This window comes from Kitasatospora sp. NPDC056184, assembly GCF_042268405.1.
Classification (GTDB): Bacteria; Actinomycetota; Actinomycetes; order Streptomycetales; family Streptomycetaceae; genus Kitasatospora.
Genome location: NZ_JBHJUI010000015.1, coordinates 65,532 through 78,650, shown reverse-complemented (window position 1 = coordinate 78,650; position 13,119 = coordinate 65,532). Strand labels below are relative to the sequence as shown.

Here is a 13,119-nt window from a genome sequence, read left to right as displayed (position 1 = left end):
CTCACTTCTCCACGTATCTCATCGAGCGGATGCCCCGCTCCAGGTGCCACTGCAGATAGGCCGCGACCAGGCCGCTGCCCTCCCGCCAGTACCTCGGCTCGGCGGCGTCGGCCGTCCGCCAGTCCCCTGACAGCAGCGCCCCGAGCAGTACCAGTGTCTCAGGGGAGGGTACGGCACAACCGGGCACGCGGCAGTCCGGGCAGAGCACGCCGCCCGCCTGGAGCGAGAAGAACCGGTTGGGGCCCTCCATGCCGCACTTGGCGCAGTCGTCGAAGCTCGCGCCGTACCCGTTGACGGCGAGCGACCGCAGCAGGAAGGCGTCCAGCACCAGGTGCGACTCGTGCAGCCCGTCCGCCAGCGTGCGCAGGCCCCCCACCAGCAGCAGGTACTGCTGGACGGCCGGCTGGCCCTCGTTCTCGGCGAACCGCTCCGCCGTCTCCAGCATGGCCGTGCCGGCGGTGTAGCGGCCGTAGTCGGCGACGATCGGGCCGCCGTACGGGGCGATCGTCTCCACCTGGGTGCACAGCGGCAACCCGCGCCCGATCAGCTCACTCCCCCGGCTGAAGAACTGCACGTCCACGTGCGAGAACGGTTCCAGGCGCGCGCCGAACTTCGACTTCGTCTTGCGCACCCCGCGCGCCACCGCGCGCACCTTGCCGTGGTTGCGGGTGAGTAGGGTGATGATCCGGTCGGCCTCGCCGAGCTTCTGCGCCCGGAGCACCACGCCGTCGTCCCGGAACAGGCTCATGCGCCCGCCTCGCCGCAGCGGACCCGGCGGGCCTCGAACAGTGTGGACATCCCACCATTGTCCCCCAGCCGCCCGGCCGCGACCGACAGCCGTGTGCCCGCACCGGGCCGTGGGGGGTCGCCGAGCGGTGCGGGTCACGGCGGGCCCGAGGGGGGCAGGGCCCGGTTTGTGGGGGTCCGGAAGGAAGGATGGTCTAGTACGGCGCCCGGGTCGCCGCCTCCAGCAGCGCCCCCACCCGCGCCTGCGGCAGGTCCAGGCAGCGCCCGACGGCGTCCAGCGCGTCCCGCTCCTGCGGCCGGTACCGGCCGTCGGCCAGGGCGATCGCCGCGCCCTGCAGCAGCAGCCGCTCCCGGCCCGGCTGGGCGAGGTGCGGGGCGAGCGGTTCGAGCACCGCGTGCAGTTCCACGGCCAGCCCGCCGGCCATGCCGTGCGCGTCGTACAGTTCGCCGCCGAGCCCGGACAGCGCCGCCAGCGCGGCCAGCACCTGGGCCTCGCCGCAGTCCTCGAACCCGGCGTCCCGGACCGCCGCGCAGGCGGCCTCGCGGGCCGCGCGGTGCGCGGTGCCGCCGGCGGCCAGCAGCGCCAGCGCGACGGTGTACTGCGCGTCGCGCAGCATCCCGCCCAGGCGTACGCAGGTGGGCTGCTCCAGGCTCTCCACCCCGAACCGGCCGTGGCAGCTGGTGCACTGCACGCTGCCGATCACCGGTCCGAGCGGAAGCACCGGGGTCCCCAGCAGCCGCAGCCACCGCCGGCCGTGCTGCCGGCGGTAGTTGCGGTCCCCGCCGCAGCCTGGACAGAAGAAGTCACCGAGAACGTCCGTCCGCCACCGCGGGCGAACACCCCACATCCCTGTCACGGCGCCACTCCCCAGACATGGCAGGCGGCCTGCACAACAATGGGCAGGTCACGCGACCGGCCGCCGGGCCGTCCCACCGGCCCGGCCTTCCGGTGGGACGATGTTGCCACGGTTGCCGACAGGTGTCAGTACTTCGAACGGCCCGAACCCGGAAAAAATGTGGCGCAGGACACAGCGCGCGCGCCCCGGGCCCCGCGCCCGCCCCGCCCGCGCCGGGAACGCCGCCGGGCCGCCCCGAACGGGACGGCCCGGCCACCACCACTCGTACGAACTACCCGCGCCGCGCCCGGTTGACGGCGCTGATCATCGCCTTCAGCGAGGCCAGCACGGTGTTGCCGTCGATCCCGACGCCCCACAGCACCCGGCCGTCCACCGCGCACTCGACGTACGCGGCGGCCTGGGCGTCGCCGCCCTCGCTCAGCGCGTGCTCGGCGTAGTCCAGCACCCGGACGTCCACGCCGATCTGCGCCAGCGCGTCGGCGAACGCCGAGACCGGGCCGTTGCCGGTACCGGCCAGGGTGACCGGCGCGCCGTCCACCACGGCCTCGGCGGTCAGCGCGTCCCGGCCGTCCTCGGTGGTCAGGGTGCGCGAGCCGCTCAGCGAGATCCGGCCCCACGGGTTCGCCGTGGTCGGCAGGTACTCGTCCTCGAAGACCCGCCAGATCTCGGCCGGGGTGACCTCGCCGCCCTCGGCGTCGGTCATCGTCTGGATGATCCGGGAGAACTCGATCTGCATCCGGCGCGGCAGGTCCAGCTTGTGGTCGTTCTTCAGCACGTACGCCACGCCGCCCTTGCCGGACTGGCTGTTGACCCGGATGACCGCCTCGTAGGTGCGGCCGACGTCCTTCGGGTCGATCGGCAGGTACGGCACGCCCCAGGTGTGCTCCTCGATCGGCACGCCCGCCGCGGCCGCGTCCGCCGCCAGGACGTCGAAGCCCTTCTTGATGGCGTCCTGGTGCGAGCCGGAGAAGGAGGTGTACACCAGGTCGCCGGCGTACGGGTGGCGCGGGTGCACCTCCATCTGGTTGCAGTACTCGGCGGTGCGGCGGACCTCGTCGATGTCGGAGAAGTCGATCTGCGGGTCGATGCCCTGCGAGAACAGGTTCATGCCCAGGGTCACCAGGTCGACGTTGCCGGTCCGCTCGCCCTGCCCGAACAGGCAGCCCTCGATCCGGTCGGCGCCGGCCATGTAGGCCAGCTCGGCGGAGGCGACGGCGGTGCCCCGGTCGTTGTGCGGGTGCACCGACAGGCAGACGAACTCGCGGCGCGACAGGTGGCGCGACATCCACTCGAACTGGTCGGCCTGGACGTTCGGGGTGGCCCGCTCGACGGTGGCCGGCAGGTTCAGGATGATCTCGCGGCCCTCGCCCGGCTGCCAGACGTCCATGACCGCCTCGCAGACCTCCAGCGCGAAGTCCAGCTCGGTGTCGACGAAGATCTCCGGCGAGTACTGGTAGCCGAAGACGGTGTCCCCGCCCAGCAGCTTCTCGGCGTACTCCATCACCAGCCGGGTGCCGTCGGTGGCGATCGCCTTGGTGGCCGCCCGGTCGTTGCGGAACACCACCCGGCGGAACAGCGGCGCGGTCGCGTTGTACAGGTGCACGGTCGCGCGCGGCGCGCCGATCAGCGACTCGATCGTCTTCTCGATCAGCTCCTCGCGCGCCTGGGTCAGCACCGAGATGGTGACGTCCTCCGGGATCGCCCCCTCCTCGATCAGCGAGCGCACGAAGGCGTGGTCGGTGGCCCCGGAGGAGGGGAAGCCGACCTCGATCTCCTTGTAGCCCATCGCGACCAGCAGGTCGAACATCTTGCGCTTGCGGGCCGGGGACATCGGGTCGATCAGCGCCTGGTTGCCGTCCCGCAGGTCGGTGGAGAGCCAGCGCGGCGCCTTGGTGATCACCTTCGACGGCCAGGTGCGGTCCGGCAGGTCGACGGTGCCGAAGGGCAGGTAGCGGCCGTGCCGCATGCCGGACGGCCGCTGGCGTACCGAGCCGGCGGTGATCGGGGTGGGACGGTCGACGAACGCGCGGGCGGCGGGAACGGGCGCGGCGGAGCTCTGCTCGGTCATGGAGGTGAGTCTCGGCTTCCTGTGATGCGTGGTGCGGGCTGGTCGGGGCGGTGTCCTCACCCGACTCGGCCGGCCTGCTGCCGCTCGCGACCCGCAGGCGGGTCACCCGAATTCAGCGCGCAGCACAGTCCCCGCGGCGAGGGAGCCGGCCCTTGGTGGACTACAGGCCCTCGACGCGGCAGCTAAGAAGAAGCAGCCCGTTGCGCATGATGCGGCTCAGCCTAACCCAGCGCCGCGCGACCCCGAAGCGGGCCGCCCGCTCTTCCCACCCCTTGAGACGGCGCGCGGGCGCGACCGGGCGGCGCGCAATCCCGTCCGCGCCGGTGACAACACGTCATCGATGCCTCACGCTGGGCCACATGACAGCCGAACCGACGCTCTGCGCGATCGTTCCGCCGTACGTCCTGGACCGCCTCGCCGAGGACGGTCACGAGCCCGCCGCCCGCTCCCTCGCCCTCGACGCCGCGCACCGGGCCGCACGGCTCACCGCCACGCTCCCCGCCTTCCCCGCCCGGGCCGCCGACCGCCTGGAGCGGGTGATCTCCGACGCCGCGCACCGCGAGCGCCTGCCCGGCCGCACCGTCCGCCGGGAGGGCGAGAGCCCACTGCCCGACCAGTCCGCCAACCGCGCCTACGACGGCCTGGGCGACACCTGGACCCTGTTCTCCGCCGTCTTCGGGCGGCACTCCATCGACGACCAGGGCCTGCGGCTGGACGCCACCGTCCACTACGGCCGGAACTACGACAACGCCTTCTGGGACGGCCAACGGATGGTCTTCGGCGACGGCGACGGCGAGGTGTTCGGCGACTTCACCGCCTGCGTCGACGTGATCGGCCACGAACTCACCCACGGCGTCACCCAGTTCACCGCCGGCCTGGAGTACCGCGACCAGCCCGGAGCGCTCAACGAGTCGGTCTCCGACGTCTTCGGCTCCCTGGTCAAGCAGTACGCGCTGGGGCAGGACGCCGCCGCGGCGGACTGGCTGATCGGTGCCGGGCTGCTCGCCCCCGGCGTGCAGGGGGTCGCGCTGCGCTCGATGAAGGCGCCCGGCACCGCGTACGACGACCCGCGGCTCGGCAAGGACCCGCAGCCCGCCCACCTGCGCGACTACGTGCGCACCTCCCAGGACAACGGCGGGGTGCACATCAACTCGGGCATCCCCAACCACGCCTTCTACCTGCTCGCCACCGCGCTCGGCGGCCCGGCCTGGGAGCGCGCCGGCCGGATCTGGTACGACGCGCTGACCGGCCGGCGGCTGCCCGGGGACGCCGACTTCACCGCCTTCGCCCGGGCCACCGTGGCCGCCGCGAAGGCCCGCTACCCCGAACCGGAGGTGGCCGACACGGTGACCGCGTCCTGGGCGAAGGTCGGCATCAGCCCGACTTGAGCCGCACTTAAGTCACGGTCCGGGAAAACCCCGGCAAACGCCATCGCTGGGTAGCACCATGGACACCATGCGTATCCAGGTGACCCGGACCGGCGGCCTCGCGGGACACGTCCGCCGCGCTGAGCTCGACACCACCGAGCGGGTGGACGCCCCGCACGTGCACGCGCTCGCCCGCGAGGCCGTCGCGGGCGGGCTGCGCACGCCCTCCTACGGGGTGCCGGACGGCTTCCACTACGAGATCACCGTCGACGGCCGGACGGTGCACTGCGCGGACCCGAAGCTCACCGAGTCCCAGCGCGAACTGGTCTCCCTGGTCCTGCGCGAAGGGGCGTAGGGCCTCAGAGCCAGCCGTCGAGGGAGGCCAGGAAGCCCGGGAGGTCCTCCCGGTGGATGGTGTGGCCGGCCCCGGGCACCGTGCGGACCTCGTAGCCGAGGCCGCGCAGGGCGGCGGCGTCCTCGGGCCCGATCAGCCGGCTGTTGTCGGCGAGCTGCACCAGCGAGGGCACGGCCGGGGCGCCGGGCAGCCCGGCCCGGCCGTGCAGCGCGGAGAGCGCGAGCGCGGTGTCCGGGTCCCACAGCGCCAGGGTGGCCAGCTCGACGTCCACGTCGGCGGGGTCCCAGCGCGGGCTGACCGCGCCGATCTGCTCCCGGGTGGCCTGCTTGAACTGGGCGAAGACCGCCGGGTCGAAGAGGCCCGGCCGGGCGAACCGCCAGGCCGGGTCGGAGTAGACCGCCCGGGCCGGCCGCAGCCGCTCGACGGCGTGCAGCAGGGTCAGCGCGCCCAGCGAGTGGCCGATGGCCAGGTCGGCGCCCCGCGGCAGGGTGTCGACCAGGTCCTCGGCGTACCGCTCGGGGCCGTAGCGGTCCACCGGGGTGGCGCCCTCGCCGCGCGGGCTGGCGCCGTGGCCGCGCAGGTCGACGGCGATCACCCGGTAGCCGCGCCCGGCGAGCGCCGGGCCGACCGACCGCCAGCTGCGGTGGTCGGACATGATCCCGTGGACCAGCAGCGCGACCCGGTCGCCGGTGCCCCACTCGCGCGTGTGCAGCCTCATGCCGCGCCCCCTCCCCGGTGGTTCAGAACCCGAGCTTGCGCAGCTGCTTCGGGTCCCGCTGCCAGTCCTTGGCGACCTTGACGTGCAGGTCCAGGAAGACCGGGGTGCCGAGCAGCGCCTCGATGTGCTTGCGGGCGGTGGTGCCGACGTGCTTGAGCCGGGCGCCCTTGGCCCCGATCACGATCGCCTTCTGGCTCTGCCGCTCGATGTAGACGTTGGCGTGGATGTCGAGCAGCGGCCGGTCGGCCGGGCGGCCCTCGCGCGGCAGCATCTCCTCGACCACGACGGCCAGCGAGTGCGGCAGCTCGTCGCGCACGCCCTCCAGCGCGGCCTCGCGGATCAGCTCGGCCACCATGATCTGCTCGGGCTCGTCGGTGAGGTCGCCGTCCGGGTAGAGCGGCACGCCCTCCGGGAGCAGCTTGCTGATCAGCTCGCCGACCAGCTCCACCTGCTTGTCGCCCACCGCGGAGACCGGGATGATCTCGGCCCACTCGATGCCCAGCTCGGCGCCGAGCTGGTGGACGGCGATCAGCTGCTCGGCGAGCCGCTTGGAGTCGACCAGGTCGGTCTTGGTGACGATGGCGACCTTGGGGGTCTTCTTGATCTCGGCGAGCTCCTTGGCGATGAACTTGTCGCCGGGGCCGAGCTTCTGGTCGGCGGGCAGGCAGAAGCCGATCACGTCGACCTCGGCCCAGGTGCTGCGGACCAGGTCGTTGAGGCGCTCGCCGAGCAGGGTGCGCGGCTTGTGCAGGCCGGGGGTGTCCACCAGCACCAGCTGGGCGTCCGGGCGGTGCACGATGCCGCGAACGGTGTGCCGGGTGGTCTGCGGGCGGTCGGAGGTGATCGCGACCTTCGTCCCCACCAGAGCGTTGGTCAGGGTCGACTTGCCCGCGTTGGGCCGGCCGACGAAGCACGCGAAGCCGGAGCGGTACGAGGAGGAAGGGGCATTCATGGGCTCCATTGTCCCTGATCACCCCCGCCGGGGCGGACACCGGCCGCCCGGTCCCTCACTTCCGCCCCTTGAAGGCCGCGCCCAGGCCCCAGCCGAGGACGATCAGCAGGAAGGCGACCGAGCCCCAGAGCCAGAACGGCGACCCGGTCTCCTGCCACTTGCCCATGCCCATCACGCCCGCCAGCAGCCCCGCGAAGAACGCGAACGTCCCCAGCATCGCCCAGCCCCCTCACCGTGCCGGTTCCCCGCCCATCCCCGGTGAGATTATCCGCCGAATCCAGTGGCTCCGGAACGCGCCGGCGCCCGGGGCGCGAACCCCGGGCGCCCTGCGGTCCGCGCTCTCAGCGGGCCGCGACCGAGGCGCGCAGCAGCCCGTCCGGCCCGGCCAGCAGCAGCGGGGTGCCCGCGCCGCCGAGGTCCCGCACCGCGGCCAGGTCGGCCTCCGCGGGCTGCTCCGCCTCGGTCACCACGGCCGCCGCCTCCAGCGACTTCGCGCCGCTGGCCACCGCCATCGCCACCGCCGTCCGCACCGCGCTCAGCCGCAGCGACTCCAGCGCGACCGTCCCGGCCACGTACGTGCGGCCGGTCTCGTCACGCACCGCGGCCCCCTCCGCCACGCCGTTGCGGGCGCGGACGGAGCGGGCCAGGGTGATGATCTTCTTGTCTTCGGGGTCCAGCTCGACGATGTCACTCATGCCCAGGAGCATAGGCCCCGGCCGCGGGGGCCCGGCGGGTGCTCAGTGCCCGATCGGATTGGGCGGCCCGGGCCGCATCACCTTCACGAAGGTCTTGGGACCGGCCGGCAGCGCCTGCCCCTCCTCCTCCCCCACCCGCTTGCGCCAGTACGGATTGTCGTGCGGCAGGTGGCTGCTGACCCTCCCGTACATCCCGAACGCGGTGATCACCACGCCGAAGGCGAAGGCGAAGATCACGTTGTGGATGCCGAAGTTCAGGATGTTGGCGTCCGGCCGTTCGAGCACCGTCAGCCCGTAGAACCCGGAGAGGATGAACAGCGCCCCGGCCGCCATGTTCAGATTGGCGGCGAAGTTCCCGCCGACGACCGCGCCGAGCACCAGGATCCCGCCCACCACGATGGACAGGACGCTCAGTGCGCCGTTGGTGGACATCCCCGCGATCTCGTTGCCCTCGGTGGACAGGAAGCCCGGGTGGTCGGCCAGCCCCAGGCAGCCGAACACGATCAGGAAGATCCCGCCGAGCCCCGCCCCGATCCGCCAGACCAGCACCAGTTTGTGGTCGACGGGCAGTTCGTCTTGCAGCTTCATGGCGACCTCCGAAGTGGCCGTAGCGCCTGGCTAGCTGTAGGGGTGGGCCCCCTGCATGTGCGGCACCTCGTGCATGTACAGCGAGCCGCACTGCTGGCATCCCCGGAGCCCGGTCCCCCACTCCTGCTCCGGCCGGGTCTCCGCCTCGGCGGGAATGGTCCGGCCGCACAGGGCCACGGCCGGATCCTTCTCCCGCACGACGTGCCAGACCTTCACCCCGCCCGCGCTCCCCTGCGGGCCGTACTCCGCGCGAAGTTGGTGCGTCATGCCTCCCATCGTCGCCCCGGAGGCACCCGAACGCTACTCGCCGCCCTCCCGGCCGGCCCGGGACCCGGTCCGCACCGGGGCGGCGACCACGGAGCCGATCCGGTTGCGGCGCCCGGCCGAGCTCTCGGCGGTCAGCCGGATCGCGGTCAGGCCGCCCGGGATCTCCTCCGGCACCGGGATCTCGCAGGACGAGCCGGGGATCGGCACCCGGCCCAGGTGCTTGGCCAGCAGGCCGCCGACCGTCTCGACGTCCTCGTCCTCCAGCTCGATCCCGAACAGCTCGCCGAGGTCCTCGACCAGCAGCCGGGCGGTGATCCGGTAGGAACCGTCCCCGAGGTCCTCCACCGGGGGGATCTCCCGGTCGTACTCGTCGGTGATCTCGCCGACGATCTCCTCCAGGATGTCCTCGATGGTGACCAGGCCGGCCGTGCCGCCGTACTCGTCGATCACGATCGCGACGTGGGAGCGCATCTGCTGCATCTCGCGCAGCAGGTCGGCGGCCGGCTTGGAGTCCGGGACGAACACCGCCGGGCGCAGCACGGCGCCGACCTCGTCGGACTCCGAGTCCCGGTTGATGTGGGTGCGGCGCACCAGGTCCTTGAGGTAGACGATGCCGACCACGTCGTCCTCGTTGTCGCCGACCACCGGGATCCGCGAGAAGCCCGAGCGCAGCGCCAGGGTCAGCGCCTGCCGCACGGTCTTGTGCCGCTCGATCATCACCAGGTCGGTGCGCGGCACCATCACCTCGCGGACGATGGTGTCGCCCAGCTCGAAGACCGAGTGCACCATCCGGCGCTCCTCGTCCTCGATGACGTCGTTCTTCTCCGCCAGGTCGACCAGGGCCCGCAGCTCCGCCTCGGAGGCGAACGGGCCCTCCTTGTAGCCCTTGCCGGGCGTCAGGGCGTTGCCGAGCAGGATCAGCAGCCGCGGGATCGGGCCGAGGATCCGGGCCAGCGGCAGCAGCACGAAGGAGGCCGCGGTCGCGGTGGTCAGCGGGTGCTGGCGGCCGATCGTGCGCGGCGAGACGCCCACCGCCACGAAGGACACCAGCACCATCACGCCGAACGCCAGCAGCACGGCCTGCCAGGTCGTGTCGATGGTGCGCACGCACACCACGGTGACCAGGACCGCCGCCGCCATCTCGCTGGCGACCCGGATCAGGGTGGCCAGGTTGAGGTACCGGATCGGGTCGGTGGCCAGCGCCAGCAGCCGGGCCGAGCCCTTGCGCCCGGAGCGCACGGCCTCCTCCGCCCGGAACCGGGAGACCCGGGAGATGCCCGCCTCGGCGCACGCGGCCAGCCAGCCGAGCACGACCAGCAGTACGGCACCGAGGATGAAACTCGTACTCTCACCACTCACAGGGGTTCGGGCTCCGCGCTCAGTGGGTGGTGGGGGCCGGCGAGATGCCGCCGAGGCCCCGCTCGGCCCGCCAGCCGTCGAGGATCGCCTTCTGGAGGCCGAACATCTCGGCCTCCTCGTCCGGCTCCTCGTGGTCGTAGCCGAGCACGTGCAGCACGCCGTGCACGGTGAGCAGCTGCAGCTCCTCGTCCATCGAGTGCTTCGACGGGGCCGCCTTGCCCTGCTGCTCGGCGACCTCGGGGCAGAGCACGATGTCGCCGAGCAGGCCCTGCGGGAGCTCCTCGCCCTCCTTGCCGGGGCGCAGCTCGTCCATCGGGAAGGACATCACGTCCGTCGGGCCCGGGAGGTCCATCCACTGGATGTGCAGCTCCTCCATCGCCGCTCCGTCCACCAGGATCACGGACAGTTCGGACTGCGGGTGGATCCGCATCTTGTCCAGTGCGTAGCGGGCGACGTCGAGGATGGACTCCTCGTCGGCGTCCCAACCGGACTCGTTGGCGATGTCGATCGACATGAGGGGCTGGTTACTCAGCTTTCGGTGCGATGGGACTGTCGGGGTGCGCGCGAGCCGCGCCGCTGGGCGGGCTTGACCGGGAGCCGGCGCTCCTCGGTCTCCTGGGCCTCCTGGCGGGCGTCCCAGCGCTCGTACGCGTCCACGATCCGGCCGACCAGCTTGTGGCGGACCACGTCGGTGCTGGTGAGGACGGAGAAGTGGATGTCGGGCACGTCGACCAGGATCTCCTGGACGACCTTGAGGCCGCTGCGGGTGCCGCCCGGGAGGTCGATCTGGCTGGTGTCGCCGGTGACCACCACCCGGGAGTTGAACCCGAGGCGGGTGAGGAACATCTTCATCTGCTCGGGCGAGGTGTTCTGGGCCTCGTCGAGGATGATGAAGGCGTCGTTGAGGGTGCGGCCGCGCATGTAGGCGAGCGGCGCGACCTCGATGGTCCCGGCGGCCATCAGGCGCGGGATGGAGTCCGGGTCCATCATGTCGTGCAGGGCGTCGTACAGCGGGCGCAGGTACGGGTCGATCTTCTCGTAGAGGGTGCCGGGCAGGAAGCCCAGCCGCTCCCCCGCCTCGACGGCCGGGCGGGTCAGGATGATCCGGTTGACCTCCTTGGCCTGCAGGGCCTGGACGGCCTTGGCCATCGCCAGGTAGGTCTTGCCGGTGCCGGCCGGGCCGAGGCCGAAGACGATCGTGTGCTTGTCGATCGCGTCGACGTAGCGCTGCTGGTTGAGGGTCTTGGGGCGGATGGTCCGGCCCCGGTTGGACAGGATGTTCGCGGTGAACACCTGCGACGGCGCCGGGCTGTCGGGGTCCTCCGCGGCACCGCGGAGCATGGCGATGGAGCGCTCCACGGCGTCCTCCGTCAGGGGTTGGCCGGTGCGCAGCACCAGCATCATCTCGCTGAACAGCTGCTTGACGAGGGCCACCTCGGCGCGCGCGCCGGTCGCGGTCACCTCGTTGCCGCGGACGTGGATGTCGGCGGCGGGGAAGCCCTCCTCGATCACCCGCAGCAGCGAGTCGGCGGTGCCGAGCAGGGTGACCATCGGATGCTTCTCGGGGATGACGATCCGGGCGCTGACGCGGCCGTCGTCGGCCGGTTCGGGGCGCGGCTGTCCGTTGGTACGGGTCTGCGATGTGTCACTCATAGGTCGGCGCTGGGGCCTGCCTCATCCCATCCGTGTCTCGTGGTGCCGCTGGTCTCTCCGGGGCACCAGGGTACGCCGCGCACGTGATCGACGCGGCGGGCGGCGGGGCCGCACCCGACGATGCTGCGGCAGATCGCCCGGGTGGCGCGAACGGTTTTCCGCGCCGTGCGCGCACCGGCCCGCGCGGGTGCGGGCCGGGTCACGCGCGCCGGGGCGGTACTGGTACCCGGGCGAGGTCCTCGGCAAGCACGATCGGGCCGTCGAAGTGCTTGCGGGCGTCCGCGAGGTGCTGGCCGAGGTCCGGGTAGCGCTGCGAGAAGTGGGTCAGCACCAGGCTGCGGGCGCCCGCCTCGGCGGCGACCTTGCCGGCCTGCCCGGCGGTGAGGTGGCCGTGGTCCTCGGCGAGCCGGGCGTCGGCGTCGGTGAAGGTGGCCTCGACGACCAGCAGGTCGGCGCGCTCGGCGAGCTCGTGCACGCCCTCGCAGAGCCGGGTGTCCATGACGAAGGCGAACCGCTGGCCGGGCCTCGGCTCGCTCACCTCGTCCAGGGTGACCCGCCGGCCGGCCGCCTCGATCGCGCCGTGCCGCTGGAGCCGGCCGACGTCCGGGCCGCGGATGCCCAGGGAGGCCAGCCGTTCGGGCACCAGCCGGCGGCCGTCCGGCTCGCTCAGCCGGTAGCCGAAGGACTCGACGGGGTGCGAGAGCCGGACGGCCTCCAGCGCGAAGCGGGCGCCGGGCGCCGGCAGCGGGCCGGGCTCCTCGATCGGACGGGGCCGCAGCACGGCCGTCTCGTGGTAGGCGGAGGCGTGGCGCAGCCGCTCGAAGTACACCTCGCCGGAGGCCGGGAAGTAGACGTCCACCGGGTGCGGGACCCGGTCGAGGTTGATCCGCTGGATCACCCCGGCGAGGCCCAGGCTGTGGTCGCCGTGGAAGTGCGTGACGGCGATCCGGGTGAGCTGGGTGGCCGAGACCCCGGCGCGCAGCATCTGCCGCTGGGTGCCCTCGCCGGGGTCGAACAGCAGGCCCTCGCCGTCCCAGCGGAGCAGGTAGCCGTTGTGGTTGCGGTGCCGGGTCGGGACCTGGCTGGCGGTGCCGAGGACGACGAGTTCGCGCTGCGACACCCGGCTAGACCATGCGCTCGGTCATCGGCTTGCCGCCGAGCACGTGGACGTGGGCGTGGAAGACCGTCTGCCCGGCGCCGGCGCCGGTGTTGAAGATCAGCCGGTAGTCGGCGAGGCCCTCGTCGGCGGCGACCCGGCCGGCCTCGGCGAGCAGCTCGCCGGCGGTCTCCGGCTCCTCGGCGGCCAGCGCGGCGGCGTTCGGGTAGTGGGCGTGCGGGATCACCAGGACGTGCACCGGGGCCTTCGGGGCGATGTCGCGGAAGGCGAGCACCCGCTCGGTCTTGCGCACCACGGTGGCCGGGATCTCGCCCGCCACGATCTTGCAGAACAGGCAGTCGGGCTGCGGCTCGCCGGCCATCGGGTTCTCCTCGCG

The 13,119-nt window shown here is 72.7% G+C and carries 16 protein-coding genes; 2 read left to right on the top strand and 14 right to left on the bottom strand.

The annotated features are described in order from the left end of the window. Window position 1: 1 nt before the first annotated feature. The 3 genes from recO to leuA all read right to left on the bottom strand — a co-directional run bounded on the left by recO (window position 2) and on the right by leuA (window position 3,672). On the bottom strand, window positions 2-748 hold the full coding sequence (gene recO / locus ACFC0B_RS27160; protein ID WP_376091024.1) for a DNA repair protein RecO: 747 nt from the start codon (window positions 746-748) through the stop codon (window positions 2-4). 193 nt (window positions 749-941) lie between these two features. Beyond that, on the bottom strand, window positions 942-1,595 hold the full coding sequence (locus ACFC0B_RS27155; RefSeq protein WP_376091293.1) for a TerB family tellurite resistance protein: 654 nt from the start codon (window positions 1,593-1,595) through the stop codon (window positions 942-944). A 280-nt stretch (window positions 1,596-1,875) separates the two neighbouring features. Next, complete coding sequence (gene leuA / locus ACFC0B_RS27150; protein WP_376091021.1) at window positions 1,876-3,672, bottom strand: 2-isopropylmalate synthase; 1,797 nt, start codon at window positions 3,670-3,672, stop codon at window positions 1,876-1,878. 359 nt (window positions 3,673-4,031) lie between these two features. On the opposite strand from leuA, the gene ACFC0B_RS27145 reads away from it, so the two are divergent. Together ACFC0B_RS27145 and ACFC0B_RS27140 are read left to right on the top strand one after the other, a co-directional pair. Then, window positions 4,032-5,060 carry a M4 family metallopeptidase gene (locus ACFC0B_RS27145; protein ID WP_376091018.1) on the top strand — a complete coding sequence of 343 codons (1,029 nt, stop codon included), beginning with the start codon at window positions 4,032-4,034 and terminating at the stop codon, window positions 5,058-5,060. A gap of 67 nt (window positions 5,061-5,127) precedes the next feature. Beyond that, on the top strand, window positions 5,128-5,394 hold the full coding sequence (locus tag ACFC0B_RS27140) for a protealysin inhibitor emfourin (protein ID WP_344337572.1): 267 nt from the start codon (window positions 5,128-5,130) through the stop codon (window positions 5,392-5,394). A gap of 4 nt (window positions 5,395-5,398) precedes the next feature. Here the strand turns inward: ACFC0B_RS27140 and ACFC0B_RS27135 are convergent, their stop codons facing one another. From ACFC0B_RS27135 to ACFC0B_RS27085, 11 genes are all read right to left on the bottom strand, one after another. Next, a complete protein-coding gene (locus ACFC0B_RS27135) occupies window positions 5,399-6,112 on the bottom strand; it encodes an alpha/beta fold hydrolase (protein WP_376091015.1) in 714 nt (237 codons plus the stop codon). Between the two features lie 22 nt (window positions 6,113-6,134). Beyond that, window positions 6,135-7,064, bottom strand: coding sequence for a GTPase Era (gene era / locus ACFC0B_RS27130; protein ID WP_376091012.1), 930 nt, complete (start codon window positions 7,062-7,064; stop codon window positions 6,135-6,137). 55 nt (window positions 7,065-7,119) lie between these two features. Further along, window positions 7,120-7,281 carry a hypothetical protein gene (locus ACFC0B_RS27125; protein ID WP_376091009.1) on the bottom strand — a complete coding sequence of 54 codons (162 nt, stop codon included), beginning with the start codon at window positions 7,279-7,281 and terminating at the stop codon, window positions 7,120-7,122. Between the two features lie 124 nt (window positions 7,282-7,405). Continuing rightward, window positions 7,406-7,771: a cytidine deaminase gene (locus ACFC0B_RS27120; protein ID WP_376091006.1), complete on the bottom strand. Its 366-nt coding sequence runs from the start codon at window positions 7,769-7,771 to the stop codon at window positions 7,406-7,408. Window positions 7,772-7,801: 30 nt separating this feature from the next. After that, window positions 7,802-8,347 carry a DUF4383 domain-containing protein gene (locus ACFC0B_RS27115; protein ID WP_376091003.1) on the bottom strand — a complete coding sequence of 182 codons (546 nt, stop codon included), beginning with the start codon at window positions 8,345-8,347 and terminating at the stop codon, window positions 7,802-7,804. A gap of 30 nt (window positions 8,348-8,377) precedes the next feature. Next, complete coding sequence (locus ACFC0B_RS27110) at window positions 8,378-8,614, bottom strand: hypothetical protein (protein ID WP_376091000.1); 237 nt, start codon at window positions 8,612-8,614, stop codon at window positions 8,378-8,380. Window positions 8,615-8,647: 33 nt separating this feature from the next. Continuing rightward, window positions 8,648-9,973, bottom strand: a complete 1,326-nt coding sequence (locus tag ACFC0B_RS27105) for a hemolysin family protein (RefSeq protein WP_376090997.1) — start codon at window positions 9,971-9,973, stop codon at window positions 8,648-8,650. Window positions 9,974-9,992: 19 nt separating this feature from the next. Next, window positions 9,993-10,487 carry an rRNA maturation RNase YbeY gene (gene ybeY, locus ACFC0B_RS27100; protein ID WP_355375134.1) on the bottom strand — a complete coding sequence of 165 codons (495 nt, stop codon included), beginning with the start codon at window positions 10,485-10,487 and terminating at the stop codon, window positions 9,993-9,995. A 14-nt stretch (window positions 10,488-10,501) separates the two neighbouring features. Continuing rightward, window positions 10,502-11,626 (bottom strand): PhoH family protein, encoded by a 1,125-nt coding sequence (locus ACFC0B_RS27095; protein WP_376090993.1) that lies wholly within the window; start codon window positions 11,624-11,626, stop codon window positions 10,502-10,504. 199 nt (window positions 11,627-11,825) lie between these two features. Next, entirely contained in the window at window positions 11,826-12,746 is a 921-nt protein-coding gene (locus ACFC0B_RS27090; protein WP_376090990.1) for a ribonuclease Z, read from the bottom strand. Between the two features lie 4 nt (window positions 12,747-12,750). Then, on the bottom strand, window positions 12,751-13,104 hold the full coding sequence (locus tag ACFC0B_RS27085) for a histidine triad nucleotide-binding protein (protein ID WP_376090987.1): 354 nt from the start codon (window positions 13,102-13,104) through the stop codon (window positions 12,751-12,753). Between the last annotated feature and the right edge of the window lie 15 nt (window positions 13,105-13,119).

What these genes read in the sequence shown, in the direction of transcription:
- ACFC0B_RS27095 (WP_376090993.1), bottom strand. Translation starts at nt 11,626, where the DNA reads ATGAGTGACACATCGCAGACCCGTACCAACGGACAGCCGCGCCCCGAA.
- ACFC0B_RS27115 (WP_376091003.1), bottom strand. Translation starts at nt 8,347, where the DNA reads ATGAAGCTGCAAGACGAACTGCCCGTCGACCACAAACTGGTGCTGGTC.
- era (WP_376091012.1), bottom strand. Translation starts at nt 7,064, where the DNA reads ATGAATGCCCCTTCCTCCTCGTACCGCTCCGGCTTCGCGTGCTTCGTC.
- ACFC0B_RS27085 (WP_376090987.1), bottom strand. Translation starts at nt 13,104, where the DNA reads ATGGCCGGCGAGCCGCAGCCCGACTGCCTGTTCTGCAAGATCGTGGCG.
- ACFC0B_RS27120 (WP_376091006.1), bottom strand. Translation starts at nt 7,771, where the DNA reads ATGCTCCTGGGCATGAGTGACATCGTCGAGCTGGACCCCGAAGACAAG.
- ACFC0B_RS27140 (WP_344337572.1), top strand. Translation starts at nt 5,128, where the DNA reads ATGCGTATCCAGGTGACCCGGACCGGCGGCCTCGCGGGACACGTCCGC.
- ACFC0B_RS27155 (WP_376091293.1), bottom strand. Translation starts at nt 1,595, where the DNA reads ATGTGGGGTGTTCGCCCGCGGTGGCGGACGGACGTTCTCGGTGACTTC.
- ACFC0B_RS27110 (WP_376091000.1), bottom strand. Translation starts at nt 8,614, where the DNA reads ATGACGCACCAACTTCGCGCGGAGTACGGCCCGCAGGGGAGCGCGGGC.
- ACFC0B_RS27135 (WP_376091015.1), bottom strand. Translation starts at nt 6,112, where the DNA reads ATGAGGCTGCACACGCGCGAGTGGGGCACCGGCGACCGGGTCGCGCTG.
- ACFC0B_RS27145 (WP_376091018.1), top strand. Translation starts at nt 4,032, where the DNA reads ATGACAGCCGAACCGACGCTCTGCGCGATCGTTCCGCCGTACGTCCTG.
- ybeY (WP_355375134.1), bottom strand. Translation starts at nt 10,487, where the DNA reads ATGTCGATCGACATCGCCAACGAGTCCGGTTGGGACGCCGACGAGGAG.
- recO (WP_376091024.1), bottom strand. Translation starts at nt 748, where the DNA reads ATGAGCCTGTTCCGGGACGACGGCGTGGTGCTCCGGGCGCAGAAGCTC.
- leuA (WP_376091021.1), bottom strand. Translation starts at nt 3,672, where the DNA reads ATGACCGAGCAGAGCTCCGCCGCGCCCGTTCCCGCCGCCCGCGCGTTC.
- ACFC0B_RS27125 (WP_376091009.1), bottom strand. Translation starts at nt 7,281, where the DNA reads ATGCTGGGGACGTTCGCGTTCTTCGCGGGGCTGCTGGCGGGCGTGATG.